This is a genomic window from Streptomyces sp. NBC_00299, assembly GCF_036173045.1.
GTDB classification, from domain to species: domain Bacteria; phylum Actinomycetota; class Actinomycetes; order Streptomycetales; family Streptomycetaceae; genus Streptomyces; species Streptomyces machairae.
Genome location: NZ_CP108039.1, coordinates 9,013,306 through 9,039,454, shown reverse-complemented (window position 1 = coordinate 9,039,454; position 26,149 = coordinate 9,013,306). Strand labels below are relative to the sequence as shown.

Below are 26,149 nucleotides of genomic sequence, written 5' to 3'. Positions count from 1 at the left end.
GATACCGGGGTACGCGGAAGTCATGACCGATGTCGTGGACTCAGACGAACTGCTGAGGCGCATGCAGCGCGCCAGGGCCTACGCCCGGCGGGAGGAGCGGGTCTGGCAGGCCCGCAGCAACGAGCTGGAGCATGCCGACCCCGCCGGCGCCCGGGACGCCGCCGTGCGGACGATCGCCTACGAGAGCGTGATCAACGTGCTGGACGAGTTCCTCTCCCCCGGCTCGCACGCCGAGGACGGCTGACCGGCGCCCCGATTGGCACCATGCCGGGTGGGCACCCGAGGGCGTATGACAGCCGATCACACCCGGGCCCCGGTCCTGGAAGCGCTGGCCGACTACCACCGGCAGGGGCGGACGTCGTTCACGCCGCCCGGCCACAAGCAGGCCCGGGGAGCCGACCCCGCGGTGCGGGAGGTGCTGGGCGACGCGGTGTTCCTCGGTGACGTACTGGCGTCGGGCGGTCTGGACGACCGGCTGCACCACAGCGGCGTCCTGGAGCACGCCGAGGATCTGATGGCCGACGCCGTGCACGCGGAGCACACGTACTTCACCACGTGCGGCAGTTCCCTGTCCGTCAAGGCGGCGATGCTGGCCGTCGCGGGCCCGCACGAGAAGCTGCTGCTCGGCCGGGACGCCCACAAGTCGGTCGTGTCGGGTCTCGTCCTGTCCGGCATCGAGCCCGTCTGGGTCGAGCCGCAGTGGGACGCCGAACGGCATCTGGCCCACCCTCCGTCCGCGGCGGACTTCGAGGCGGCGTTCGAGCGCCATCCCGACGCGAAGGGCGCGCTGGTCACCAGCCCGACGCCGTACGGCAGTTGCGCGGACCTGCGGGCGATCGCCGACGTCTGTCACCGCCGCTCGCGCCCGCTGGTCGTCGACGAGGCCTGGGGTGCGCATCTGCCGTTCCATCCCGGGCTGCCGTCGTGGGCGATGGACGCGGGCGCCGACATCTGCGTGACCAGCATCCACAAGATGGGCAGCGGCCTGGAGCAGGGTTCGGTCTTCCACCTCCAGGGGGATTTAGTCCCGGCGACGGTGCTGCGCATGCGGGCGGACCTGCTGGGCACCACCAGTCCGTCGGTGCTGATCTTCGCCGGCATGGACGGCTGGCGGCGGCAGATGGCCCTGCGGGGCGAGGAGATCATGGGCTCCGCGCTCGATCTCGTGGCCGAGGTGCGGGCCGCGGTCGAGGAGATCGACGGGATGCACGTCAACGACCGGGACGACTTCTGCGGTGCGGGACTCGCCGCGGACTTCGACCCGCTGCCGGTCGTCATCGACCTCGACGGTCTCGGCATCTGCGGATTCCAGGCCGCCGACTGGCTGCGGGAGCACCGGAACGTGGACGCCCATCTCAACGACCACCGCCGCATCGCCACCCAGATCACCCACGGCGACGATCACGGGACGGCCGGCGAACTGCTCGCCGCGCTCAAGTCCCTCGCCGAGGCGGCGCCCGAGCTGCGCCCCGCGCCCCGGATCGACGTGCCGCCGCCGTCGCAGCTGCGCATGGAACAGGCCGTCACACCGCGGGACGCGTTCTTCGCCGCCACCGAGGACGTCCCGGTGGACAGGGCCGCCGGACGCGTCGCCGCCGAGATGATCACGCCGTATCCGCCCGGGATCCCGGTCGTGCTGCCGGGTGAACGGCTGACCGGACCGGTCCTGCGCTATCTCGTCACCGGTCTCGCCGCGGGCATGAACCTCCCCGATCCGAGCGATCCCCGACTGGAGACGGTCAGGGTGGTGGCGGAGGGCGAGTGAAACCGGTCACTTACCCCGGTCTCGGCTACGCAGAACCCGGCGAGATGGTTTACGGTTCATTCATAAGTGGTCTCGGGGTAGACCGCGAGAAGATCGCAATCGTCCCCCCTGCACCACCACATACGGCCCTGGCTGGTCTCCCCCGTCCAGCCAGGGCTTTTTAATGCCGCGGGCGCCCCGCTCCCGCGGAGATTCCCGGCCAGAACCGAAACCACGCTCCGCCGAGGTGCTCACGGCCGCCGTAGCGGCTGAAATGGACGCAGGGAAGCACCGGAAACCTCAGTCGTCGGTGAGGAGCCCCGTGTCATGACCAAAGCGATCAAACTGCTGACCGCCCTTCCGCCGCCCCAGCGCCAGCACCTGATGGCGCTCGCCCGGGAGGTCTCCTTCCCGGAGGACGCCCGGATCTTCGAGGCGGGCGGCACGGCCGACCGCTTCTGGGTCATCCGCTCGGGCGCCGTCTCCCTCGACCAGCAGGTGACGTCCGTGCAACGGGTCACCGTGGCCAGCCTCGGCGCGGGCGATCTGCTCGGCTGGTCCTGGCTGTTCCCGCCGTACCAGTGGGACTTCGGCGCGGAGGCCTTCAGCCAAGTGCGCGCCTACGAGTTCGAGGCCGATGCGGTGCTCCGGCTGTGCGAGGAGGAACCGGCGCTCGGCATGTCCCTGATCCGGCACGTCGCCGAAATCCTCGCGCACCGGCTGGAGATGACCCGGGGCAGGCTCATGGAGCAGTACGGGCAGCATCGGCGCAGCGCCCTCTGACCCTCAGACCCGGTAGCGGCGCAGGGCGGGCACCGCCGCGGCCAGGCCCAGCATCGCGACGACGACGAGCAGTCCGCCGCCCACGGTCGCGGTGCGCGCGCCGAAGGCCGAACCCGCCGTGCCGTGCAGCACATCGGCGAGGCGTGGGCCGCCCGCCACGACGACCGTGAAGACGCCCTGCATCCGGCCGCGCATCTCGTCGCTGGCGGCGGACAGCAGGATCGACCCGCGGAAGACCATCGAGACCATGTCGGCGACCCCGGCGAGAGCCAGGAACACCACGGCGAGCCACAGGCTTCCGCTCAGCCCGAAGCCGGTGATGGCGGCGCCCCAGGCGACGACCGCGCCGATCACCATCCAGCCGTGCCGGCGGGCCCGGGAGAACGTGCCGGAGAACAGTCCGCCCAGCACGGCACCGATGGGGATCGCCGCGAACAGCAGGCCGAGGGCGAGTCCTTCGCCGTACGGCGCGTAGGTCTCGCTCGCGAGTTGCGGGAAGAGGGCGCGGGGCATGCCGAAGACCATGGCGATGATGTCGGCCAGGAAGGACAGCACCAGCACCTTGTGCAGGGCCATGTAACGGAAGCCGTCCACGATCTCCCGTACGCCCGCGCGGCGTTGAGCGGTGGCGCCAAGGGGCGGCAGCGCGGGCAGCCGTGCGACGGCCCAGACGGTGACACACAGGGCCAGCGCGTCGATGAGGTACAGCTCGGCCAGGCCGATCACGGGTATGAGCACGCCGGCCAGCAGCGGGCCGACCACCTGACCCGTCTGCATGACCGTCGAGCCGAGGGCGTTCGCCGCCGGCAACTCGTCGGCGGGCACCAGGCGGGCGATGGAGGCGCTGCGGGCCGGGGCGTTGAGCCCCCAGAACGCCTGTTGCAGGGCGAGCAGCACCATCAGTACGGCCACCGAAGCGAGGCCGGTGACGGCCTGGAGCCAGAACAGCACCGAGGTGACCGCGATGCCGCTGTTGGTGATCAGCAGCAGTTTGCGCCGGTCCATGGTGTCGGCGATGGCCCCGCCCCACAGCGCGAACACCACCAGCGGCAGCAACCCGGCGAGGCTCGCGGCGCCCACCCAGGCCGAGGAGCCGGTGATGTCGTAGATCTGCTTGGGCACGGCGACCGCGGTGAGCTGGCTGCCGACGGCCGTGACGATGGTCGAGGACCACAGGCGGCGGTAGGCCGGGCGGCGCAGGGGCCGGGTGTCCATGGCCCAGCGTCGCCAGCCGCGCCGCGCGGGTATCACCGCGGACGGGTCCTTCTCCTGTGGTTCGGTGCTGCTCTCGCTGGTGTCCACGCGCTTCCTGGATGCTCGTTACATCTTTCTCGTCGGGGATCACTATCGCAGCATCGGGCGGGTGTTCGGAGGACGGATCAGGTGCCGCCGCCCCCGGAGATCAGGGAGACCCCCAGGACGACCATCGTCGCGGCGACCAGTCCGTCCAGGACGCGCCAAGCGACGGGCTTCGCCAGGGGGCGGCTCAGCAGACGAGCCCCGAAGCCCAGCGCCGCGAACCAGCACAGGCTGGCGACCACGGCACCGAAGCCGAACGTCCAGCGCATCGGGCCCCGGTCGGCGGCGACCGTGCCGAGCAGGAAGACGGTGTCGAGGTAGACGTGCGGGTTGAGCCACGTCATCGCGAGGCAGGTCAGCACCGCCCGCCGCCGTGACCGCACCGCCTCGCCTTCCGCGAGCAGGGCGCCGCCCGGCTTGACGGCGCGGCGGGCGGCGAGGGCGCCGTAGCAGAGCAGGTACACCCCGCCGACCCAGGCGACCGCCGTGAGCACTCCGGGCCACGCCACGACCACCGCGCCGACACCGGCCACGCCCAAGGTGATCAGGAGCGCGTCGGACAGGGCGCAGATGCCGACGACGGCGAGGACCGCGTCGCGGCGGATTCCCTGGCGCAGCACGAAGGCGTTCTGGGCGCCGATGGCGACGATCAGGGAGAGGCCGGTGCCGAAGCCGGCGGCTGCGGTGGTCAAGGCGTTTGTCATGCCATTGACGCTAGGGAAGCGATCTCTTGACGTACAGCTAAAGATTCTTACGTATCATTAGCAGTCGTGAAGAGCGAGCTGACCGAGCTTCCCCTCGACCAGGTGCGGACCCTGCTGGCGGTGGTCGACGAGGGCACGTTCGACGCGGCCGCCGCGGCACTGCATGTGACGCCGTCCGCGGTGAGTCAGCGGGTGAAGGCGCTGGAGCAGCGCACGGGGCGGGTGCTGCTGGTGCGCACGAAACCGGTCCGGCCGACGGAGTCGGGCGCGGTCGTCGTCCGGTTCGCCCGTCAGCTGGCCCGGCTGGAGCGGGACGCACGGGCCGAGCTCGGCATGAGCGGCGCCGGGGAGGCGACCCAGGTGTCGATCGCGGTCAACGCCGACTCGCTGGCGACGTGGTTCCTGGCGGCGCTGACCCGGGTGCCGGAGGAGCCACAGCTCTGCTTCGAGCTGCGGCGCGAGGACGAGAGCCGTACCGCGATGCTGCTGCGGGAGGGCCTGGTGATGGCCGCGGTGACCTCCTCGCCGGACCCCGTGGCCGGGTGTTCCGTACGGCCGCTGGGCCGGATGCGCTATCTGGCGGCGGCGAGCCCGCAGTTCGCCGAGCGGCATCTGGGCGGCTCGCTGGGGGACGCACTCACGCGGGCGCCGGTGATGTCCTTCGACCGCAGTGACGATCTCGAGGACGCGTTCGTCCGCAGGCTGCGGCACAGCCGCACAGGCGCGAGCGCCCTGCGGCACTACGTCCCCACCTCGGAGGGCTTCCTGTCGGCCGTGGTCGCCGGACTGGGCTGGGGCCTGATCCCCCAGGTCCAGGCGGAACCCCTCCTCGAAGCCGGCCGCCTCGTGCACCTGGCCCAGGACCGGCCGCTCGACGTCCCGCTGTACTGGCAGCAGTGGAAGCTGGACTCACCGGCGCTGGCCGCGGTCACGGAGGCGGTGACGAGGGCGGCGGCCGAGGCACTTCGCGGCTGAACGTCACGGGCGACGCTGAACATCACGGGCGACTTGGTGCCGGCGGCCGGCACGACGGCGTGTCGCGGCACAGCCGTCGGAGCACTACAGCGCCTCCAACTCCGTGGCCGCGCTGGCCAACAGCATGTCCAGCGCCGTCGGATACGCACTCGTCACCATCCGGTTCGCCAGCAGGGGCGCCGCCTCGGCGATCCGGGGATGGGTGGCCCGGGGCAACCGCGCATACGTCGACCGCCACATGCCCTCGTCCGAGCGCAACGAGTCACTCGGCAGAGCCAACGACGCGGCGTCGAGCGCCGCGAACGCCAGCGCCTGGTCGATGAAGGCGTGGTAGATGCGCACGGTGTCCGGCAGCGAGAACCCGGCGGTCCGCAGGACGTCCAGCACGCACTCGTCGGCGGCGAGTTCGTTGGCCCGGCCGGTGACCCGGCTGGTCGTCAGCGCGGCGGCCTGCGGATGGGCCACGTACGCGGCGTGGATGCGCAGCCCGACGGCGCGCAGGTCCTCCTGCCACTCCCCCGTCCGCTCCCAGCCCTCCAGGGCCTGGCCGATGAGGGCGTCGCCGATGGCGAGGGTCAGGTCGTCCATGCCGCGGAAGTAGCGGTACAGCGTGCTCGGGTCGGCATCGAGGGCCAGACCGAGGCGGCGGGCGGTCAGACCGGCGCTGCCGTGTTCGCGCAGCATGCGCAGGGCCGTCTCGACGATGAGCCGCTCGGACAGCACGGTGCCGCTTTTCGTGGGACGGCGTCGGCGCCGCTTCTCCTCCGGAACGACCGGTTTCGGCACCATGCTCTCCGTCCCTGTGCCGCAGTCCATGCCGCACGCTCCGTCTTATGCCAACGCCATTGACCTTACGTGAACGGGCCGCGTTGTATCTCCTGTGGGGCCCCACCACGTCGTAGGCCTTCAAGCCGAGGGAGTCTTGTCATGCGTGTACTGCTCGTGGGTGCCGGCGGTGTGGGCACCGCCATCACCCGGATCGCCGCCCGGCGTCCGTTCTTCGAGGCGATGGTGGTCGCCGACTACGACCTCGCGCGCGCCGAGGCGGCCGTGGCGGCCCTCGGCGGCGACGCCCGGTTCCGGCCGGAGCGCGTCGACGCGAACGACGAGGCGGCGGTGGCCGCACTGCTGGCGCGGCACGCGTGCGACGTGCTGCTCAACGCCACCGACCCGCGGTTCGTGATGCCGCTGTTCGGCGCCGCCCGCACCGCCGGGGCCACCTATGTCGACATGGCGATGTCACTGTCACGGCCGCACCCGGAGCGACCGTACGAGGAGTGCGGGGTGAAGCTGGGCGACGCCCAGTTCGAAGCGGCGGCCGACTGGGAGAAGGCGGGTGCGCTGGCCCTCGTCGGCATGGGCGTGGAGCCGGGCCTGTCGGATGTGTTCGCCCGGCACGCGGCCGACGAACTGTTCGACGAGATCGACGAGATCGGCGTCCGCGACGGCGCGAACCTCACCGTCGACGGCTATGACTTCGCGCCGTCCTTCAGCATCTGGACGACGATCGAGGAGTGCCTCAATCCGCCGGTCGTCTACGAGGACGGCCGCGGCTGGTTCACCACCGCACCGTTCAGCGAGCCCGAGGTGTTCGACTTCCCCGAGGGCATCGGCCCGGTGGAGTGCGTGAACGTGGAGCACGAGGAGGTGCTCCTGATGCCGCGCTGGGTCGACGCGCGCCGTGTGACCTTCAAGTACGGCCTCGGCGAGGAGTTCATCGGCACGCTGAAGACGCTTCACCTGCTGGGCCTGGACAGCACCGAGCCGGTGACCGTGCCGAGCGCCGCCGGGCCGGTGGCGGTCTCGCCCCGGGACGTCGTCGCGGCATGTCTGCCGGACCCGGCGACACTGGGCGACCGGATGCACGGCAAGACCTGCGCGGGCACCTGGGTGCGGGGCGTCAAGGACGGCAAGCCGCGTGAGGTGTACCTCTACCACGTGGTCGACAACCAGTGGTCCATGGCGGAGTACGGCAGCCAGGCCGTGGTGTGGCAGACGGCCATCAACCCGGTCGTCGCCCTCGAACTCCTCGCCACCGGCGCCTGGTCGGGCGCGGGCGTGCTGGGCCCTGAGGCCTTCCCGGCCCGCCCCTTCCTGGACCTGCTGACCGCGTACGGCTCCCCGTGGGGCATGCGCGAACAGTGACTGGATTCGCCGGTGTCCAAACGGGTTTCACTTACGCATCGACAGGCGACTCGAAAACGAGTAATGCTCCACCGAGGGCACGTCGACGATCGCAGGTGACTTTGATGGACGACTGGCGAGACCACGCCGGCTGCCGCCACGAGGACCCGGACCTCTTCTTTCCGATCGGCACGTCCGGACCGACCCTGCTGCAGACGGAGCAGGCGAAGGCCGTCTGCCGGCGCTGCTCCGTCCGGGACGAGTGTCTGCGCTGGGCGCTCGACACGGAGCAGTTCATCGGGATCTGGGGCGGCAAGAGCGAGGACGAGCGAAGGGCGTTGCGGCAGCGGGCCGGATGACCGGCGACCAGCACATTGTGCGGACGCGTGGGGAACCCTGAGCCGTTCGGGGGACGTCAGCGGGCCAACGACTCGGCGTCGCCCATGACGATGACGGGATGCCGCTCGGGATCCAGCGCCAGCAGCAGCAGCCTCATGTGCTCCCGCGCGAGACTGACGCAGGCCTGGGTGGGCGCTCCGTGGTCCACGTGGAGCCAGATGCCGCCGCCGAGTTCGGCGCCGAGCGGGCGGGTCCGGTCGAGGGGCGAGGTGCCGCTCCTGCGGTTGTAGTCGATGGCGATCACATAGTCGAAGGAACCGGCGAGGGGTTCGCCCTCGAAGCCGGTACCGCTGGCGGTGAATCCGTCACCGTAGTCGTACGGCAGCCTGGTCCCGGGGTCATCGAGCAGGCCCCCGGCGTCCGTCAGGGTGAAGACCCCGATGGGTGAGCGCAGGTCGCCGGCAAGGTGGTGGTCGGTCCAGCCGCGCAACGCGTTGCGGGCGGGCCAGCTGCTGCCCGCCTTCCAGCCGGTGTCGGTGCGCTCGTACAGGACGACGGTGGAGTGCGAGGAGTCCCTGTCGCGTCCGGTCACGACGACGGCCTGCCGGGTCTCGGCCGGCACCCTGGCCCAGGTCACCGGGCCCAGTCCGGGCAGCTTTCGGGCGGCGGCTCGGGCGGCGGCCTCGGTGGCGGCTCGGGCTGCGGCCTCGGCGGCGTGGGCGGGCCTGGGGGCCCGGGTGACAGCGGGCTCCTCATCCGGCGTCGCCGTGGCAGCGGCGCCGCAGCCGGTCAGCAGCAGGGAGGCGACCAGCAGGGCGACACGGGACTTGTGCGTGATCATGCATCGTCCTTGACCGACACTTGTAAGGAACTTGTAAGGATCCGTCGGCTTCGGCGGGTCGCCACGCGCATCCGAGGGGCTCGCCTCCGAGCGCGAACGTCCGAGAAAGGCCCGGCATGAGCGTGCGCATCCGTCGCGTCTACGAAGCACCCGAACCCGAGGACGGCGTGCGCGTCCTGGTCGACCGGCTGTGGCCGCGCGGCATGTCGAAGGACGCGGCCCACGTCGACGAGTGGCCCAAGGAAATCACCCCGTCGACCGAGCTGCGCCGCTGGTATCACGCGGGTGAGGGGTCGTACGAGGAGTTCGCCGACCGTTACGAGGCGGAGCTGGCCGCTCCCGAGGCGGCCGCACTCCTCGACCGGGTCAGGGAGTTGGCGGGCAAGGGCGCGGTGACCCTGCTGACCTCGTCGAAGACTCCGGAGCAGAGCCACGCCGCCGTGCTGGCCCGTCTCCTCCAGGCGTGAGGAGACGGGCCGTACGCCGCCGTCAGGCCGTCTGCCGCGCCGCGGCCCGTCCCGCCGTGCGGCCCGAGAAGAGGCAGCCGCCGAGGAAGGTGCCCTCCAGGGCGTTGTAGCCGTGGACGCCGCCACCGCCGAAGCCGGCGACCTCGCCGGCCGCGTACAGACCGTCGATGGGCGTGCCGTCGGCTCCGAGCGCACGGGAGTCGAGGTCGGTCTGGATGCCGCCGAGGGTCTTGCGGGTCAGGATGTGCAGCTTGACGCCGATCAGCGGGCCGGCCGCGGGATCGAGGATGCGGTGCGGGGTGGCGACGCGGCCGAGGCGGTCGCCGACGTAGCGGCGGGCGTTGCGGATGCCCTGCACCTGGGCGTCCTTGCTGTAGGGGTTCGCGATCTGCAGGTCACGGGCCTCGATCTGGCGCCGGATGCCCTCCGCGTCGAGCAGCGGCTTGTCCGTCAGCTCATTCATCTTCGCGACCAGCTGCTCCAGGTTCGGCGCGGTCACGAAGTCCGCGCCGTTGCGCACGAACGCCGCCACCGGCCCCGGCGCGCCCTTGCCGAGCACCCGCTCCTTCAGGAACCCGGCGCGGTCCTTGGCGGTGATGTCGGGGTTCTGCTCGGAGCCCGACAGCGCGAACTCCTTCTCGATGATCTTCTGGCTGAGGATGAACCAGGAGTGGTCGTGTCCGGCGATGTCCGCGTCGGTGCGCAGGTGCTTGAGGGTCCCCAGGGTGTCGTAGCCCGGCAGGCACGGGTCGGGCAGCCGGCGGCCGAGGGCGTCGAACCACATGGAGGACGGTCCGGGCAGGATGCGGATGCCGTGGCCGGGCCAGATCGGGTCCCAGTTCTGCAGACCCTCGGTGTAGTGCCACATCCGGTCGCGGTTGACCAGCCGTACGCCCGCCTCCGCGCTGATGTCGAGCATCCGGCCGTCGACGTAGGCCGGGACGCCGGTGACCATCTCGGTGGGCGGGGTGCCGAGCCGTTCGGGCCAGGAGCGGCGGACGATGTCGTGGTTGGCGCCTATGCCGCCGCTGGTGACGACGACGGCCTGAGCGGTCAGCTCGAACTCGCCGATGCGGTCACGGTTGGAGGCGACGCCCCGCGGAGAGTTGTCGTCGGCCAGGACGGTGCCGCGCACGCCGCTGACCGCGCCGTCCTCCATGACCAGTGCGTCGACCTGGTGCCGGTGGTAGAAGGTGAGCAACCCGTCGCGCGCGGCCTGTTCGGCGTACCGGACGAAGGGCTCCACGACGCCGGTGCCGGTGCCCCAGGCGATGTGGAACCGGGGCACGGAGTTGCCATGGCCGTCGGCGCGCAGGTCGCCGCGCTCGGCCCAGCCGACCGTGGGCAGGAACTTGATGCCGTGCGTGTCGAGCCAGGTCCGCTTCTCACCGGCCGCGAACTCGACGTAGGCGCGCGCCCAGCGCACCGCCCACGAGTCCTCGTCGTCCACCCGGTCGAACTGGGCGCTGCCCTGCCAGTCGTTCCAGGCCAGGTCGAGTGAGTCCTTGATGCCCAGGCGCCGCTGCTCCGGGGAGTCGACGAGGAAGAGCCCTCCGAACGACCAGAAGGCCTGCCCGCCGAGGTTGGCGGCGTTCTCCTGGTCCACCAGCGCGACCCTGCGGCCCCGGCTGGTCAGTTCGCTCGCGGCGACCAGGCCCGCGAGTCCTGCTCCGACGACGATGACGTCGGCATCCATGGCGACCGTCCCTTCCTCATGTCCTCATGCGGTGGTGTCGCTGCCGTCGGTGAGCAGCGCCGTGAGCAGTTGCCCCAGCCAGACGCGGGCGTGCTCGACGTCCTTGTCCAGCAGCAGTTGGGTGGTGACTCCGTCGTAGGCGGCGACCACGGCGTGTGCGGCGCCGTCGATGTCGCCGAGTACGGCGGGCAGTGCGCTGCGCACCTGGGCGCGGGAGAGGCGGTCGGCGATCGCCCCGCGCAGCCGTGCGCGGTGTTCCAGCAGGGTCCGCGCGACGGCCGGGTCGCGGGCGGCGTGCACCAGGAAGTCCGTCTTCACCAGCAGCCAGTCGCGGTCCAGGAGCAGCACGTCCGTCACCCGGTCCACGGCGGCCGGCACGTCCAGGTCGGGCCCGTCGAGGGCGAGCGCCCCGGACACCTGCTCGGCGATCACGTCCGCGCGCTGCTGGTAGAGGGCGAAGAACAGCTCGTCCAGGCTGTCGAAGTTGGAGTAGAAGGCGCCCCTGCTGTAGCCGGCGGCCTCGCAGACCTCCTCGATGGAGACCCGGCCGAATCCCTTGGCCGCGAACACCGCGAACGCGGCGTCGAGGAGATTGGCCCGCGTACGGACGCGGCGCCTGGTGACGCGCTTGGCCGTGCCCTCCACCACCATGTCCGGTCCTCCATTCGATACGGGAATGTATCCGATACACCAATGTATCCAAAGGGGTGGGAGCAAGAACGAGAAAACTGCGGGGGCAACGAGGAAATCGATGGGAACAGATTTTCGATTAAGGAGTACGCTGGGACCATGGCCACGCACCTCCAGGGCTCCCTGTTCGACCAGACCGACGAGCTGCGGCTCGGGTCCCTCACCGGGATCCGCCGTACCCGGCTCGGCCTCGGCGCCTGGATCGACGTGCTGCCCGGCTGGCTCAGCGGGGCCGACGCCCTGTTCGAACACCTGGCGGCCGAGGTCCCCTGGCGTGCGGAGCGGCGCACGATGTACGACAACGTCGTCGACGTACCTCGCCTGCTCGCCTTCTACGGCCCCGACGACGCGCTCGCGCACCCTGTCCTGGTGGAGGCACGCGACGCCCTGTCCGCGCACTACGCCGAGGAACTGGGCGAACCGTTCACCACGGCCGGGCTGTGCTACTACCGCGACGGCCGGGACAGTGTCGCCTGGCACGGGGACCGGATCGGACGGGGCGCACGCGAGGACACGATGGTCGCGATCCTCTCGGTGGGCGCTCCGCGGGACCTGCTGCTGCGCCCGGCGCGGGGCGGCGGCGAGACGGTGCGCCGGCCGCTGGGGCACGGCGACCTCATCGTGATGGGCGGGTCCTGCCAGCGGACCTGGGAACACTCCGTACCGAAGACCACGCGCGCCGCGGGACCGCGCATCAGCATCCAGTTCCGCCCGCACGGCGTGCACTGAGGCGGAGAGGCGGCCGCTTCGGGTGCGCGCAGGGGGCTGCCTCCGGTGGACGGTGCCGGAGGCAGCCCTTCCGCCTTTCACCGGCCGCAGGACGCGGCTGACGCGGTTCCGGTTCGGGATGCGTCCGGGCCCGCCGAACGCACTTACCGCCTGATCTGCTTTGCTGTGTCCGTCGAGCACGGACCTCACACGCGGGACGATCATGCGCGCAGATGTGCAGCAAGTCGCGGACGGCACCTACCTGGTGCACGGCAGCAACACCAACTGGGTGATCCTCAGCAAGGGGGACGCCGTCACGCTGATCGACACCGGCTACCCCGGGGACCGGCCGAAGCTCCTCGCCTCCCTTGCCGAGGTGGGCAGTTCACCGGAGGCCGTCAGCGCCGTACTGATGACGCACGCGCACACCGATCACTTGGGCAACGCCGAGTACCTGCGCGCCACGTACGGCACACCCGTGTACCTCCACGAGGCCGAAGTGCCGCACGCGCGCCGGGAGTTCCTGCACCAGGTCGGCGTCGGTACGGTCCTGAGGAACGGCTGGCGCCCCGGGGTGCTGCCCTGGGCGGTCCACGCGATCCGCTCCGGCGGCACCGCGCACGTCCCCGTCACCACCCCCGAGCCGTTCCCGTCGGCCGGCCCGCTGGATCTGCCCGGCCGGCCCGTCCCGGTGCACACGCCGGGTCACACCGACGGGCACTGCGCCTACCACCTGCCCGACGCCGGTGTGGTGATCGCGGGCGACGCCCTGGTCAGCGGGCACCCCACCTCCCGGATCAAGGGACCGCAGCTGCTGCCCGACATGTTCCACCGCGAGCGGGCCCGTGCCGTGGCCTCGCTGGACGTACTCGAAGGCCTCAAGGGGGATGTGCTGCTCCCCGGGCACGGCCCCGTGCACCATGGAGCGGTGCAGGAAGCTGCTCTTCAGGCCCGGGAGCGCGCGCTCTAAGGTGAGCTGACGATCACGGCTAGGCGAGGACGAACGCCCCATGGCACTGCAGATCAGCGCGACGAACCCGGAGCACCCCGCGCTCCTTCTGGAACTGCCCTGGCAGCTGCCGCTGGAGGAGTGGCCGGAGGACATCCTGGTCCCGCTGCCGCGCGGTATATCCCGGCACGTCGTGCGCTACGCCCGCGCCGGCAGCGAGGTGATCGCCGTCAAGGAGCTCGCCGAGCGCCCGGCACTGCGCGAGTACGAGCTTCTGCGCGACCTGGACCGCATCGGCATCCCGGCCGTCGACCCGCTCGCCGTGGTCACCGGCCGCACCGACTCCGGCGGGGGCTCCCTGGAGTCGGTGCTGGTGACCCGGCACCTGGGCGGCTCGATGCCGTACCGCTCGATGTTCGAGACGACGATGCGGCCCGCGACCATGCACCGCCTCATGGACGCGCTGGCCGTGCTGCTGGTCCGTCTCCACCTCGCCGGGTTCGCCTGGGGGGACTGCTCGCTGTCCAACACGCTGTTCCGGCGGGACGCGGGCGCCTACGCCGCCTATCTGGTGGACGCCGAGACCGGGGATCTGCACCCGCAGCTCAGCAACGGCCAGCGCGACTACGACCTGGATCTCGCCCGGGTCAACATCAGCGGTGAACTGCTGGACCTGGAGGCGTCCGGGGCGCTGCACCCCTCGGTGGACCCGATCGAGTTCGGCACCGAGATCTGCGCCCGCTACCACAGCCTGTGGGAAGAGCTGACCCGCACATCGGTGTACCCGGCGGGCAAGTACCACTACATCGAGCGCCGGATACGGCGACTGAACGAACTCGGTTTCGACGTGGCCGAGATGCAGATCGAGCACGCCGGCAACGGCGACACGGTCACCTTCGTGCCCAAGGTCGTCGACGCCGGCCACCACCAGCGGCAACTGCTGCGCCTAACGGGCCTGGACACCGAGGAGAACCAGGCCCGACGGCTCCTGAACGACCTGGAGAGCTGGATGGCCACCCAGGACGACTACGCCCCGGGCGACCCCCTCGGCGCCCGCCCCGAAGTCCTCGCGCACCGCTGGGTGCGGGACGTCTTCCGCCCCACCGTGCGCGCCGTGCCGGTGGAGCTGCGCGGCTCCATGGACGCCGCCGAGATCTACCACGAGCTGCTCGAACACCGCTGGTACCTGTCCGAGCGGGCACAGCTCGACATCGGCCTGGACACGGTGGTCGAGGACTACATCACGAACATCCTGCCCAAGGCCCGGGAGACGCTGCAGCCGACGACGACGTCCGACTGAGGTCCGGCTGACTCAGTCGTGCGGCACCACGGCCACCGGGCAGTCCGCGAGGTGCAGCATGCCGTGCGCCACCGAGCCGATCCGGGCGCCCACGGCCGTGCGGTGGGCACGGCGCCCCACGACCATCAGCTGGGCCCGTCCGGAGACCGACAGCAGCACCTGCCCGCCGCTGCCCATCTCCACGTGCTCGACGACGGGGACGTCGGGGAAGCGCTCCCGCCACGGCCGCAGCGCCTCGCCCAGCGCCTTCTTCTCGTACGGCTCCAGTCCCCCGGCCTCGTCGAGGAGCTTCAGGGAGCCCGGGCTGTAGGCGAACAGCGGCGGCAGGGTCCAGGCCCGCACGGCGCGCACGGTCGCGCCGCGCGCCGCGGCCGTCTCGAACGCGAACCGCAGCGCGGCGGCGCTGTCCTCGGGGTCGCCCTGCTGACCGACGACGATCTCGCGCCCGGCGGCTTCGGCGGACGCCTCGTCCCCGGCCCGTACCCGCACGACGGGCCGCGTGGCCCCGGCGATCGCCTGCTGCCCGACGGAGCCCAGCAGGAACCCGACGACGCGGCCGTGGCCGCTCGAGCCCAGCACGAGTATCTCGGCCTCGCCCGCGGCGGCGATCAGCGTCTCGGCGGGCGGGCCTTCGACGATGTCGGTGGTCACGTCCAGGCCCGGGTGCCGCTCGGTGACGGTGCGGGCAGCCTCGGCCAGCCCGTCGCGCACCCACTGTGCCTGGGTGTCCTCGTCCCCCGCGTCGATCGCGTCGTGCGGCTGGAACCGCCAGGCGTGCACCACCCGCAGGGGGAGCCCCCGGCGGACGGCTTCGCGGGCGGCCCAGGCCAGCCCGGCGAGGCTCTCCTCCGATCCGTCCACCCCTGCCGTGATCGGGCGCGTCATTCCGGCTGCCTCCTCGTGTCGCGGTCACGTTCGTCGAACCCCAGTCTTCACTACCCTGAACCCATGGCTTTGGAGTGGGAGCAGGTGAACGTCGACGCGGCCGACGCCGTGGCCCTCGGCCGCTGGTGGGCCGAGGCTCTCGGCTGGGTCGTGCTCAACGACTCGGCCGACGAGTTCGAGATCCGGCCCGAGCGGGACCGGCTGCCCGGCCTGATCTTCGGGCCCGTCCCCGAGGGCAAGACCGTCAAGAACCGCCTCCACCTCGACTTCCGCCCCGACGACCAGGACGCGGAGGTCGCCCGCCTCCTCGCCCTCGGCGCGCGCCACGCGGACGTGGGGCAGACCGGCGACGAGCCATGGGTCACGCTGGCGGACCCCGAGGGCAACGAGTTCTGCGTGCTCGGCCCGCGGCGCACCTGAGCGCGGTCGGCGCCCGCCATAGCTGAGCGCCCCGCCATACCTGAGCGAAGCGGGCGGATCGAACATACGATGGCCGGAAGTCGGCTCGGCGACCGCGCCTCCTGACGCTCGCCGCCGCGCCGTGAAAGCGAAGCCCCGGGGTGGGAGACGTATGGCACAGGCGTCCGACGCAGCGCGGACCGTCATCCTGACCGTGGACGACGACCCGGGAGTCTCCCGGGCGGTCGCCCGCGATCTGCGGCGGCGCTACGGCGAGTCGCACCGGATCGTGCGCGCGGAGTCCGGCGAGTCCGCGCTGCAGGCGCTGCGCGAACTGAAGCTGCGCGGCGATCTCGTGGCCGTGATCCTGGCCGACTACCGCATGCCCCAGATGAACGGCATCGAGTTCCTCGAACAGGCCCTGGACGTCTATCCCGGCGCCCGCCGCGTGCTGCTGACCGCGTACGCGGACACGAGCGCGGCGATCGACGCGATCAACGTCGTCGATCTCGATCACTACCTGCTCAAGCCGTGGGATCCGCCGGAGGAGAAGCTCTACCCGGTCCTGGACGACCTGCTGGAGGCCTGGCGGCGCAGCGACTACCGGCCGGTGCCCAGCACCAAGGTGGTCGGCCACCGCTGGTCGGCGCGCTCCTCGGAGGTGCGGGAGTTCCTGGCCCGCAACCAGGTGCCGTACCGCTGGTACTCCGCCGACGAGCCCGAGGGCCGGCGGCTGCTGGCCGCCGCGGAGCAGGACGGGCAGCGGCTGCCTCTGGTGATCACGCCGGACGGGACGCCCCTGGTGGCGCCCGAGGCACCCGAGCTGGCCTCGAAGGTGGGGCTGGCCACGATGCCGACGGCCGATTTCTACGACCTCGTCGTCATCGGCGGCGGCCCGGCCGGGCTGGGCGCGGCCGTGTACGGGGCGTCGGAGGGGCTGCGGACCGTGCTGGTGGAGCGGTCGGCGACGGGCGGGCAGGCCGGGCAGAGCTCCCGGATCGAGAACTACCTCGGCTTCCCGGACGGCGTGTCGGGGGCGCAGCTCACCGACCGGGCCCGGCGGCAGGCGGCGAGGTTCGGCGCCGAGATCCTCACCGCGCGCGAGGTGACGGGGCTGCAGGTCAGCGGGTCCGCCCGGATCGTACGGTTCTCGGACGGCTCGGCGGTCGCCGCGCACAGCGTGATCCTCGCGACCGGCGTGTCGTACCGGCAGCTGGCGGCGCCCGGCTGCGACGACCTGACCGGGCGCGGGCTGTACTACGGGTCGGCGCTCACGGAGGCGCCCGCCTGCCAGGGCCAGGACGTGTACATCGTCGGCGGCGCCAACTCCGCCGGGCAGGCGGCGATGTACCTGGCGCGGGGTGCCAAGTCGGTGACGCTGCTGGTCCGCGGCGAGTCCCTGTCGGCGTCCATGTCGTACTACCTGGTCCAGCAGATCGAAGAGGCGCCGAACATCACGGTGCGGCCCAGGACGGTCGTCGAGTCCGCGCACGGCTCCGACCACCTGGAGCAGCTGACGCTGCGCTCCGTGGACGACGGGGGGACCGAACTCGTCGACGCCCAGTGGATGTTCGTGTTCATCGGCGCCGCTCCGCTCACCGACTGGCTGGACGAGACGGTGCTGCGGGACGAGCGGGGGTTCATCCTCGCCGGGCCCGACCTGTCGTCCGACGGGCGGCCGCCGGCCGGCTGGGAGCTGGACCGGCCGCCGTACCACCTGGAGACCAACGTCCCCGGCGTGTTCGTGGCGGGCGACGCACGCTCCGAGTCCGCCAAGCGCGTCGCGTCCGCCGTCGGAGAGGGAGCCATGGCCGTCATGCTCGTCCACCGCTATCTGGAGCAGTCATGAGCGGGCAGTCGATGCCGTGCAACGCCGCGGAGATCGGGTCCCTGTTCCTGTTCGAGAAGCTCACCCCCGAGCAACTCGGCAGGCTGTGCGACGAGGGACGGGTGGAGCAGTACGAGCCCGGCCCCGTGTACACCGAGGGCGACCCCGCGACCTGCTTCTACGTGATGATCGAGGGCACGGTCGTGCTGTCCCGCCGGGTCGCCGGGGATGACGTGGAGGTGACGCGGACCTCACAGCGCGGGGTGTACGCGGGGTCCATGCAGGCGTATCTGGGTGACCGGGTGCGGCAGGTCTACAACAACTCCATGCGCGTCACGGAGCCGACGCGGTTCTTCGTGCTGCCCGCGGACACCTTCGCGCAGATCATGCAGGAGTGGTTCCCGATGGCGGTGCATCTGCTGGAGGGGCTCTTCTTCGGTTCGAAGAGCACGCAGCAGGCCGTCGGGCAGCGCGAACGGCTGCTGGCGCTCGGCTCGTTGTCCGCCGGGCTCACGCACGAGCTCAACAACCCCGCCGCCGCGGCCGTACGGGCGACAGCCACCTTGCGCGAGCGTGTGGGCAAGATGCGGCACAAGCTCGCCGTCATCACGCAGGGTTCGTACTCCCCCGAGGTCATCGCCAACCTCGTCGACATCCAGGAACGCACCGCCGAGCGGGTCGCCAAGGCCCCAACGCTGAGTCCGCTGGAGGCCGCCGACCGGGAGGACGCGCTCACCGACTGGCTCGACGACCAGGGCATCCAGGAGGGCTGGCGGATCGCGCCCACCTTCGTCCAGGCCGGTCTCGACGTGGACTGGCTGGACCAGGTCGCGGCGGCGGTGGACGAGGAGATCCTGCCGAGCGCGATCGGATGGCTCAGCTACACCGTCGAGACCGAGCTGCTGATGGACGAGATCAACGACTCGACCACCCGCATCTCGCATCTCGTGGACGCCGCCAAGCAGTACTCGCAGCTCGACCGCGCGCCCTTCCAGAACGCCGACGTGCACGAACTCCTCGACAGCACCCTGCTGATGCTGTCGGCCAAGATCGGCCCGCAGATCAAGGTCGTCAAGGAGTACGACCGTTCGCTCCCGAGGGTCCCGGCGTATCCGGCGGAGCTCAACCAGGTGTGGACGAACCTCATCGACAACGCCGTCTCGGCCATCAACAGCGCTGGCGGCGAAGGGACGTTGACCGTGCGGACGGCTCCGGATCACGACCGGCTGCTGGTGGAGTTCCGTGACACGGGCGTCGGCATCCCGGCGGAGAACCGCGGGCGCATCTTCGATCCGTTCTTCACGACGAAGCCCGTGGGTGAGGGCACCGGGCTCGGACTCGACATCTCCTGGCGGATCGTGACCAACAAGCACCACGGCACCATCCAGGTGCAGTCCGAACCGGGCGACACCCGCTTCCAGGTCCTGCTTCCACTCACGTCCGAGGAGGCTTCATGAACGACGTCAAGGGCATCGATCCGAACGTGCCGCCGAGCGGCAGCGGGTGCCCGGAGTGCGACGAGGCCGGCGGATGGTGGTTCCATCTGCGGCGGTGTGCGCAGTGCGGGCATGTGGGGTGCTGTGACAGTTCGCCCGCGAAGCATGCGACGGCGCATTTCCAGGAGACCGGGCATCCCTTCGTGCAGAGCTTCGAGCCGGGTGAGAGCTGGTACTGGAACTACGACACGAACGAGATGTACGAGTCGGGACCCGAGCTCGCGGCACCGGACAGCCATCCGGCCGAGCAGCCCACCCCGGGGCCCACGGGACGGGTCCCTGCCGATTGGGCGAAGACGTTGCGCGCCTGAGGGGCCACAAGCTCTGCCAGAAGTGGATGACAGGATGTATGCGTGTCGCAGACCTCTTTCACCACGCCACTCATCGGGCGAGAGGGCGAGTTCGCTCGCCTCTCCACGGCGCTGGAGCGTGCCCGGGACGGTGAGGCCCGGGCCGTCCTGATCGCCGGGGACGCCGGAGTCGGCAAGACGCGGGTGCTGGACGAGGTCGCGGGGCGGGCGGCTCGGGACGGGATGGTCGTCCTCACCGGGCACTGTGTCGATCTCGGTGATGTCGGGCTGCCGTATCTGCCGTTCACCGAGGTGCTGGGCGTGCTCGCCGGTGACGAGCTTTTCGCGGACGTCCTCGCCGCGCATCCGGTGGTCGGACGGCTGCTGGGCGGCGACACGGACGCCGTGAGTGACCGGCTGCGCCTGTTCGAGGGCATCGCCGGGCTGCTGGCCGATCTGGCGGACGTCGCGCCGGTACTGCTGGTGCTGGAGGACCTGCATTGGGCCGACCAGTCGTCGAGGGATCTGCTGCGGTTCCTGCTCAGTCGGGGCATCCTGCAGCGACCGGCGGGTGGGGCGCCCGCCCATCGGTTGGCCGTGTTCGCGTCGTACCGCGCGGATGACCTGCACCGGCGTCATCCGCTGCGCCCGCTGCTGGCCGAACTGGTGCGGCTGCCCGCCGTGGAGCGGCTGGAGCTGCGCCCGATGGCCGACACCGAGGTGGCCCGGCTGGTGCGGGCCGTCCAGGAGCGGCCGCTGCCGGACAGTACGGTCCGGCGGATCGTCGAGCGGGCCGAGGGCAACGCCTTCTACGCCGAGGAACTGGTCGCGGCGACGGACACCGAGGCCGGCGGGGTGCCCAGTGGGCTGGCCGATGTCCTCCTCATCCGGTTCGAGCAGCTGTCCGACACCGCTCAGCAGGTGCTGCGCACGGCCGCCGTAGCGGGTCGTCGCGTCGAGCACGACCTGTTGCGGGGTGCCGTGGGCATTCCGGAGGAGGAGCTGGAGTCGGCGCTGCGTGAGGCCCTCGGGCGCCAGTTGCTCGTGGCGGGGGAAGGCGACACGTACGCCTTCCGGCACGCGCTCGCGCGTGAGGCGGTGTACGCGGATCTTCTCCCTGGCGAACGGGCCCGGCTGCACGGTGCGTTCGCCCGGCTGCTCGCCGGACGCGGCCGTCCCGACGAGACGGCGGCCGAGCGCGCCCACCACTACCGCGAGAGCCACGATCTGGCCGAGGCTCTGGCCGCCTCGCTGGAGGCCGCCGACCACGCGCACCGGGTCGGCGCGCCCGCCGAGGAGCTACGGCACCTGGAGAGCGCCCTGGACCTGTGGTCGTCGGTGGAGCCGTCCGCGCGGCCGTCGGGCGAGGGCACCGACCGGGTGACGCTCACGCTGCGCGCGTCGGCCGCCGCCGCGCACGCAGGTGAGTCGCACCGCGCGGTCTCCCTTACCCGCTCCGTGCTCGCGGCCCCCGGCCAGGACACCGACACCGAGCTCGCCGCCCGGGTCCGCTACACGCTCGCCGGGAACCTGCTCGGCGTCGACAGCCTGACGGCGGCCTTCGCCTACAGCAGCGAGGCGCTCGCCCTGATTCCGGCGGAGCCCCCGTCGCGGACATGGGTGTGGGCGGCGGCCACGCACGTCCTGGCGGCCCGCCAGGTCGGTGAGAACGAGACCGCCCTGCGGGTCGCCCGCGAGGCCCTGCGCATCGCCGAGAAACTCCAGGTGACGGACGCCCGGGCGGACCTGCTCATCTCGTTGGCCGTTCTCGAGGCCGGCGGCCGGCGTACACCGCAGGGGCGTGCACGGCTGCGCGAGGCCCGGGATCTGGCGCGGCGTTCGGGCAACGCTCCGGTGGAGATGCGCGCCCTGTTCAGCCTCGCCGTGGGCTGCTTCGAGTCCGGGGACCTGGAGGAGTCGCTGCCCTGGCTGACGGAAGGGCTGGACCGGGCCCGGCGTGCCGGGTTGCTGTCCTCGCTGTATCCGCTGGAGATGCGGTACCTGCGGCTGCTCGTCCTGTACACGCTGGGCCGTTGGGACGAGTGCGTGAGCGTGGCGGCGGCCGACGCCGGCGTGCTGCCGGCGGCGGGCGGATACACGACTGGTCCCGCGCTGTACGTCTCTCTGGCGCGCGGTGACTTCGCAGCCGTCGAGGCGGCCCGCGCGCTGCTGGCGGGGCCCTTCGACTGGATGGGCACGCTCATCGCGGGTCTCGCGCTCACCGACGCCGCCGCGTGGCGCGGTGACGCGGACGCGGCGGTGGAGCGGATGCGGTCCTCGGTCGCGGCGCTCACCGACGACGCGGGGGCGCTCCCCGATGCCACGGTCCGGCTGGCCGCCCTCGCGCTGTCCGCGGTCGGCGACCGGGCGGCCGAGCTGCGCCTGACCGGCGACGAGACGGGGCTGCGCCGCTGGGCGGACACGGCGACCGAACTGGTCGAGCTGGCGCGGGGCACGGCGGCACGCGGCGGGGACGTCAGGCCTCAGGGGCCGGAAGGCATGGCGTGGCTGGCCCGCGCGGAGGCGGAGTGGGCGCGGGCAGTGTCCGGGCCTGACGCGGGGGCGTGGGCGAAGGCGGTGGCGGCGTTCGACTACGGCGACGAGTACGAGCGGGCGCGCTGCCGGGTGCGGCACGCCGAGGCCCTGCTGGCGGCGGACGAGCGCGAGGCGGCGGCCACCGAGGCCCGGGCGGCACGGGAGACGGCGACGCGGCTCGGCGCGACGCTGCTGCTGGAGCGAGCGGACGCCCTGATCCGCCGGGGCCGCCTCGCGGACGCCTCCGCCGACCGCTCCTCGCTGCTCACGGCCCGCGAGCAGGACGTGCTGCGGCTCCTCGCCCTCGGCCGCAGCAACCGGCAGATAGGCGAGGAGCTGTACATCACCGGCAAGACGGCGAGCGTCCACGTCTCCAACATCCTCGCCAAGCTGGGCGCAGCGAGCCGTACGGAGGCGGTGGCGATCGCCTATCGGGAGGGCCTGATCACCCGCGAGGAGGCGGTGGGCTGACGCCCCGTCGTGCAGGTCAGCCGGTGGTGTCGCAGTCCAGGGCGGTCAGGTCGACGGCGTCGGCCATCGCCTGCATGCCCTTGTCGTTGGGGTGGATGTGGTCGCCGCCGTCGAGGGCGGGCATCATCCGTGCGGGGTCGTAGGGGCTGCGCAGGATGCGGTCGAAGTCGGTGACGGCGTCGAACTCGCCGCTGGTGCGGATGAACTCGTTGACCTCCTGGCGCACTGCCTCACCGGCCGGGTCCCATTCGAGCCAGCCCTTGAAGGGGCCGACGGTCGCGCCGACGACGCACTTGCCGGCCGCGTGCGCCCGGTCGATGATCTCGCGGTAGCCCTCGATCAGGTCGTCGGCCGTGACGCCCGTATGGGCCTTGATGTCGTTCACACCCTGGAAGAGGAACACGGTCCGCACACCCGGCTGGGACAGGACGTCCCGCTCCAGCCGGTTCAGCGCGCTCTCGCCGGGGCCGTCCGCGAGGACCTTGTTCCCGGAGATCCCCTCGTTCGCCACGCCCTTCACCGCCGTGTCCGAGCGTTGCAGTCGCCGGGCGAGGTAGTCGGGCCAGCGGCGGTTGAGGTCGGTGGTGGACTGCCAGCCGTCGGTGATGGAGTCGCCGAGGGCGGCCACCGCTCCGGTGCCGGCACGGGCGCGCACGGAGACGGCGTCGAGATAGAACCAGGAGCCGGTCGGGACCGTCCAGGCGGCGCCGCCCTCCGCGGCGGTGTGGTCGCCCTGGGTCGCGTAGGACGACTGCATGGCCATCCAGTGGCCCGTCGCCGGGCCGCCCGCGTCCGGGCTGTGCAGGCTGACGACGAGGTTGGTCGCGGCGGGCAGCCTGCCGGGCAGCGGGTCGCTCCACACGGTCTCGCCGGCCGGCACGGTGACCGTGCGTTCACCGCCGAAGGCCAGCCGTCGGTTGCTGCCGGGCCGCAGCTCGGCGCCCTGTTTCTGGATGCCCGCGTAGACGTTGTCGAAGGTGATCGGCCGGTCCCCGAAGGCGTTGGACAGCCTGATCCGCGTGTCGGTGCCGCCCACGCTGGTGTGCACGACGAGCCGGTAGCTGCGGCCGGCGACGCCGTCCGCCATGCGGTCGGCGCTCGCCCCCCAGGTGACGACGCCGCTCGCGTCGGCGGTCGCCTCGGCGGGCGGCGACTGGCAGGCGACGACCGTCAGCAGGACGGCGGCCAGCGGGAGCCCGGCCCTCACTTGGCGAAGTCCTTCAGCGTGACCGACGCGCCGGGTCGCAGGGTGACCGTGCGGGACACATCGCCGTACGCGACCGTCGTGGTGCGGCCGCCCACGCTGTGGATCCGGGCCTCGGTCGGGCGTCCGTCGCGCCAGCGCAGGTCGACCTCGAAACCGCCCCGCACGGGGGCACCCCGCACATGGCCCGAGTCGGCCCAGGCGTCGGGGAGCGCCGGCAGGAGCTCGACGTGGCCCGGCCGCGAGTACAGCAGCATCTCCACCATCGCGGCCGGGGTGCCGAAGTTGGCGTCGATCTGGAAGATGCCCCGGCCGCGCTCCACCTCGTAGATGTCGAAGAGGTTGAAAGCGGTGCCGTTGCTGCCGTCGGTCGACGGGCGGAGGTTGTTGACGACCAGCTGGTAGGCCTTGTCGGCGTTCTTCAGGCGGGCCCAGCACAGGCTGCGCCAGGCGTTGGCCCAGCCGAAGCTCTCCATGCCGCGCGCGGTGAGCAGGGCGGTGGCGCCCTCGACGATGTCGGCCGGGGTGGAGGCGTCGGGGCGGATGCGGTCGCCGGGGAACAGGTTGATCAGCGGGGACAGGTGGCGATGGGTGGTCTCACCCAGGTTGTCGGGCGACATCCACTCCTCCAGCCAGCCGGTGGTCGGGCTGACCTGCGGCAGGTACAGCTTTCTGCGCAGTGAGGCGATCGTATCCGCGTAGTCGGTGTCCCGCCCGAGGGCGGCGGCCGCGGTGCAGTAGTTCCCGAACAGTGTCCACACGACTTCCTGAGCATAGGTGATGCCCTTGGCGTCCTGCGGACCGTGCTCGGGAGACCAGTCGCTGTCGTCCACGAGCACCTCCTTCGACGTGCCGGGGAGGGTGACGGTGAGCAGCCGCGCCTCCCAGAACTCGCACGCGCCCTTGAGGAGGGGGTAGATCTTCTTCAGGTATTCGCGTGACCCGGTGTACTCGTAGTGCTCCCACAGCGTGGTGCACAGCCAGGCGTTGCCCGCCGGATGCCACCACCAGCCGCTGCCTCCGTAGGGGTTGGTGGAGAAGGCGACGGCCCAGCCGGCGTTCTTGCCGCTGGAGTTGCGATACCGGTTGCGCGGGTCGTTGAACAGGCGACGGGTGGTGTCGTTCCAGGAGGGGAGCTGGGCGACGCAGTAGTCCGTGAAGGCGTCGAAGCAGGGGGAAAGGCCCGTGCGGTCGGCCATCCAGTAGTTCATCTGGATGTTGATGTCGGTGTGGTAGTCGCCCATCCAGTCCGGGTCGTTGCCGTCCAGCCACAGGCCCTGGAGGCCCATCGGGAGGCTGTCGCGCGAGCCGGTGATCATGAGGTAGCGGCCGTACTGGAGGTAGGCCGCTTCCAGTTCCGGGTCGGGTTCGGGATCGCGGCTGCGGGCGTGCAGGCGCTCCCAGGTGTCGAGTTGGCGCTGGGCGTCCGTGGACGTGCCGAGGGAGAGGCCGAGTCGTCCGTACAGGGCGCGGTAGTCGGCGACATGGGTGCGGCGCAGGGCGTCGGCGGACTCCGCGGCGGCGGCGCGGACCTTCGTACGGGCCAGGCGCTCCGGGTCGAGGGAGGGATCACGGAAGCCGGCCGCGGCGTCGGGCGCGTAGTTCGTGCCCGCAGTGACCACCACAGTGAGGTCCTTGCAGCCGGCGAAGTCGATCCGGGTGCCGTTGACGGTGACCCTGCCGCCGCTGCCGCGGGCCTTGACGGCGGCGCCGTAGCGCAGGCCGTTGGGGAGGGCCGCGCCGAACGACTCGGCGGCGGCCGGCTTCTCGCCGTGGGTGCCGGTGAGGGTGATGGAGCCGGTGTAGCGTCCGCCACCGCTCTGGGTGAAACGCAGGACGATGACGTCGTCGGGGTGGCTGGCGTACATCTCGCGCCGGTAGGTGACGCCGGAGCGGACGTAGGAGCTGGTGACCAGACCCTGGGCGAGGTCGAGGGTGCGGCGGTAGCCGGAGACGGCGCCGAGGTCGTGGGCGGGGATGTCGACGGTGAGCCTGGCGAGCAGCGTGAAGGAGCCGAAGTCCGAGCGGCCGTAGGGGAACTGGCCGTCCTGGTCCAGGGTGTCGTTGAGGCCGCCGGTCCACATGGTGGCGTCGGTGATCAGGAGGAGCTCGCGGCCGGGGTCGTTGCTCGCGAGGGCGCCGATGCGGCCGTTGCCCACGGGCAGGCCCTGTTCGATGAGTGAGCCCTCGTCGCCCGGTGCCTGCCACCACAGCCGCTCGCGAGCGGCGTCGGCGGGGAGCGGGGCTTCGGCGGGGCGGGCAGGAGCGGCGGAGGCGGTGAACGTGGGCAGCGTGCCGAGGGCGGCGGTGAGGCCCGCGGTGGTGGCGAGGGAGAGGAGGGCTCTTCGGCTCGGCTCGTTGGGGCTGGTGTTCATGCGGGGCTCCGGATGCGTCTGGGCCGGGGCCCGGCGCGCTGCCGGGC

At 71.7% G+C, this 26,149-nt stretch carries 24 protein-coding genes; 15 read left to right on the top strand and 9 right to left on the bottom strand.

Going from position 1 to position 26,149, the window contains the following annotated elements; translation table 11 throughout:
• Window positions 1-22: 22 nt before the first annotated feature.
• The 3 genes from OHT51_RS40175 (at window position 23) to OHT51_RS40165 (ending at window position 2,527) form a co-directional block, all read left to right on the top strand.
• Window positions 23-244, top strand: coding sequence for a hypothetical protein (locus tag OHT51_RS40175; protein WP_328883841.1), 222 nt, complete (start codon window positions 23-25; stop codon window positions 242-244).
• A gap of 45 nt (window positions 245-289) precedes the next feature.
• Window positions 290-1,765, top strand: coding sequence for an aminotransferase class I/II-fold pyridoxal phosphate-dependent enzyme (locus OHT51_RS40170; protein WP_328883840.1), 1,476 nt, complete (start codon window positions 290-292; stop codon window positions 1,763-1,765).
• A gap of 306 nt (window positions 1,766-2,071) precedes the next feature.
• Entirely contained in the window at window positions 2,072-2,527 is a 456-nt protein-coding gene (locus OHT51_RS40165; RefSeq protein ID WP_328883839.1) for a cyclic nucleotide-binding domain-containing protein, read from the top strand.
• A 3-nt stretch (window positions 2,528-2,530) separates the two neighbouring features.
• On the opposite strand, the gene OHT51_RS40160 is transcribed toward OHT51_RS40165, so the two are convergent.
• On the bottom strand, window positions 2,531-3,829 hold the full coding sequence (locus OHT51_RS40160; protein WP_328883838.1) for an MFS transporter: 1,299 nt from the start codon (window positions 3,827-3,829) through the stop codon (window positions 2,531-2,533).
• A 77-nt stretch (window positions 3,830-3,906) separates the two neighbouring features.
• Window positions 3,907-4,530: a LysE/ArgO family amino acid transporter gene (locus OHT51_RS40155; RefSeq protein ID WP_328883837.1), complete on the bottom strand. Its 624-nt coding sequence runs from the start codon at window positions 4,528-4,530 to the stop codon at window positions 3,907-3,909.
• A gap of 66 nt (window positions 4,531-4,596) precedes the next feature.
• On the opposite strand from OHT51_RS40155, the gene OHT51_RS40150 reads away from it, so the two are divergent.
• The gene (locus OHT51_RS40150) at window positions 4,597-5,505 is read left to right on the top strand and encodes a LysR family transcriptional regulator ArgP (protein ID WP_328883836.1); all 909 of its coding nucleotides are present in this window, start codon (window positions 4,597-4,599) and stop codon (window positions 5,503-5,505) included.
• 84 nt (window positions 5,506-5,589) lie between these two features.
• Here OHT51_RS40150 and OHT51_RS40145 read toward each other — a convergent pair whose 3' ends face one another.
• Window positions 5,590-6,291 (bottom strand): TetR/AcrR family transcriptional regulator, encoded by a 702-nt coding sequence (locus OHT51_RS40145; RefSeq protein WP_328884589.1) that lies wholly within the window; start codon window positions 6,289-6,291, stop codon window positions 5,590-5,592.
• Window positions 6,292-6,432: 141 nt separating this feature from the next.
• Between OHT51_RS40145 and OHT51_RS40140 the strand changes: the two genes are divergently transcribed.
• Both OHT51_RS40140 and OHT51_RS40135 read left to right on the top strand, forming a co-directional pair.
• Window positions 6,433-7,650: a saccharopine dehydrogenase family protein gene (locus OHT51_RS40140; RefSeq protein ID WP_328883835.1), complete on the top strand. Its 1,218-nt coding sequence runs from the start codon at window positions 6,433-6,435 to the stop codon at window positions 7,648-7,650.
• 104 nt (window positions 7,651-7,754) lie between these two features.
• On the top strand, window positions 7,755-7,988 hold the full coding sequence (locus OHT51_RS40135) for a WhiB family transcriptional regulator (RefSeq protein ID WP_328883834.1): 234 nt from the start codon (window positions 7,755-7,757) through the stop codon (window positions 7,986-7,988).
• A 56-nt stretch (window positions 7,989-8,044) separates the two neighbouring features.
• Here OHT51_RS40135 and OHT51_RS40130 read toward each other — a convergent pair whose 3' ends face one another.
• Entirely contained in the window at window positions 8,045-8,809 is a 765-nt protein-coding gene (locus tag OHT51_RS40130; RefSeq protein ID WP_328883833.1) for a hypothetical protein, read from the bottom strand.
• Between the two features lie 116 nt (window positions 8,810-8,925).
• Between OHT51_RS40130 and OHT51_RS40125 the strand changes: the two genes are divergently transcribed.
• Window positions 8,926-9,276: a DUF488 domain-containing protein gene (locus tag OHT51_RS40125; protein WP_328883832.1), complete on the top strand. Its 351-nt coding sequence runs from the start codon at window positions 8,926-8,928 to the stop codon at window positions 9,274-9,276.
• A gap of 22 nt (window positions 9,277-9,298) precedes the next feature.
• On the opposite strand, the gene OHT51_RS40120 is transcribed toward OHT51_RS40125, so the two are convergent.
• Together OHT51_RS40120 and OHT51_RS40115 are read right to left on the bottom strand one after the other, a co-directional pair.
• Window positions 9,299-10,972 carry an FAD-binding dehydrogenase gene (locus OHT51_RS40120; RefSeq protein ID WP_328883831.1) on the bottom strand — a complete coding sequence of 558 codons (1,674 nt, stop codon included), beginning with the start codon at window positions 10,970-10,972 and terminating at the stop codon, window positions 9,299-9,301.
• 24 nt (window positions 10,973-10,996) lie between these two features.
• Window positions 10,997-11,623, bottom strand: coding sequence for a TetR/AcrR family transcriptional regulator (locus OHT51_RS40115; RefSeq protein WP_328883830.1), 627 nt, complete (start codon window positions 11,621-11,623; stop codon window positions 10,997-10,999).
• Window positions 11,624-11,761: 138 nt separating this feature from the next.
• Here OHT51_RS40115 and OHT51_RS40110 point away from each other — a divergent pair, with 138 nt between their 5' ends.
• The 3 genes from OHT51_RS40110 to OHT51_RS40100 all read left to right on the top strand — a co-directional run bounded on the left by OHT51_RS40110 (window position 11,762) and on the right by OHT51_RS40100 (window position 14,619).
• A complete protein-coding gene (locus OHT51_RS40110) occupies window positions 11,762-12,391 on the top strand; it encodes an alpha-ketoglutarate-dependent dioxygenase AlkB (RefSeq protein WP_328883829.1) in 630 nt (209 codons plus the stop codon).
• Window positions 12,392-12,593: 202 nt separating this feature from the next.
• Entirely contained in the window at window positions 12,594-13,340 is a 747-nt protein-coding gene (locus OHT51_RS40105) for an MBL fold metallo-hydrolase (RefSeq protein ID WP_328883828.1), read from the top strand.
• 40 nt (window positions 13,341-13,380) lie between these two features.
• Window positions 13,381-14,619: a DUF4032 domain-containing protein gene (locus OHT51_RS40100; protein ID WP_328883827.1), complete on the top strand. Its 1,239-nt coding sequence runs from the start codon at window positions 13,381-13,383 to the stop codon at window positions 14,617-14,619.
• Between the two features lie 12 nt (window positions 14,620-14,631).
• On the opposite strand, the gene OHT51_RS40095 is transcribed toward OHT51_RS40100, so the two are convergent.
• A complete protein-coding gene (locus tag OHT51_RS40095; protein ID WP_328883826.1) occupies window positions 14,632-15,504 on the bottom strand; it encodes a universal stress protein in 873 nt (290 codons plus the stop codon).
• 63 nt (window positions 15,505-15,567) lie between these two features.
• Between OHT51_RS40095 and OHT51_RS40090 the strand changes: the two genes are divergently transcribed.
• The 5 genes from OHT51_RS40090 to OHT51_RS40070 all read left to right on the top strand — a co-directional run bounded on the left by OHT51_RS40090 (window position 15,568) and on the right by OHT51_RS40070 (window position 22,523).
• Window positions 15,568-15,924 carry a VOC family protein gene (locus OHT51_RS40090; protein WP_328883825.1) on the top strand — a complete coding sequence of 119 codons (357 nt, stop codon included), beginning with the start codon at window positions 15,568-15,570 and terminating at the stop codon, window positions 15,922-15,924.
• A 151-nt stretch (window positions 15,925-16,075) separates the two neighbouring features.
• Window positions 16,076-17,752: an FAD-dependent oxidoreductase gene (locus OHT51_RS40085; protein WP_328883824.1), complete on the top strand. Its 1,677-nt coding sequence runs from the start codon at window positions 16,076-16,078 to the stop codon at window positions 17,750-17,752.
• A complete protein-coding gene (locus OHT51_RS40080) occupies window positions 17,749-19,188 on the top strand; it encodes an ATP-binding protein (RefSeq protein WP_328883823.1) in 1,440 nt (479 codons plus the stop codon). The genes OHT51_RS40085 and OHT51_RS40080 overlap by 4 nt, the downstream gene beginning before the upstream one ends.
• Window positions 19,185-19,538, top strand: a complete 354-nt coding sequence (locus OHT51_RS40075) for a UBP-type zinc finger domain-containing protein (protein WP_328883822.1) — start codon at window positions 19,185-19,187, stop codon at window positions 19,536-19,538. Before OHT51_RS40080 ends, OHT51_RS40075 begins: the two co-directional genes overlap by 4 nt.
• A 42-nt stretch (window positions 19,539-19,580) precedes the next feature.
• A complete protein-coding gene (locus OHT51_RS40070) occupies window positions 19,581-22,523 on the top strand; it encodes a helix-turn-helix transcriptional regulator (RefSeq protein ID WP_328883821.1) in 2,943 nt (980 codons plus the stop codon).
• Between the two features lie 16 nt (window positions 22,524-22,539).
• Here the strand turns inward: OHT51_RS40070 and OHT51_RS40065 are convergent, their stop codons facing one another.
• Both OHT51_RS40065 and OHT51_RS40060 read right to left on the bottom strand, forming a co-directional pair.
• Window positions 22,540-23,730, bottom strand: coding sequence for an SGNH/GDSL hydrolase family protein (locus tag OHT51_RS40065; RefSeq protein WP_443052665.1), 1,191 nt, complete (start codon window positions 23,728-23,730; stop codon window positions 22,540-22,542).
• Window positions 23,727-26,102, bottom strand: coding sequence for a glycosyl hydrolase family 95 catalytic domain-containing protein (locus OHT51_RS40060; protein WP_328883820.1), 2,376 nt, complete (start codon window positions 26,100-26,102; stop codon window positions 23,727-23,729). Before OHT51_RS40060 ends, OHT51_RS40065 begins: the two co-directional genes overlap by 4 nt.
• Window positions 26,103-26,149: the final 47 nt, after the last annotated feature.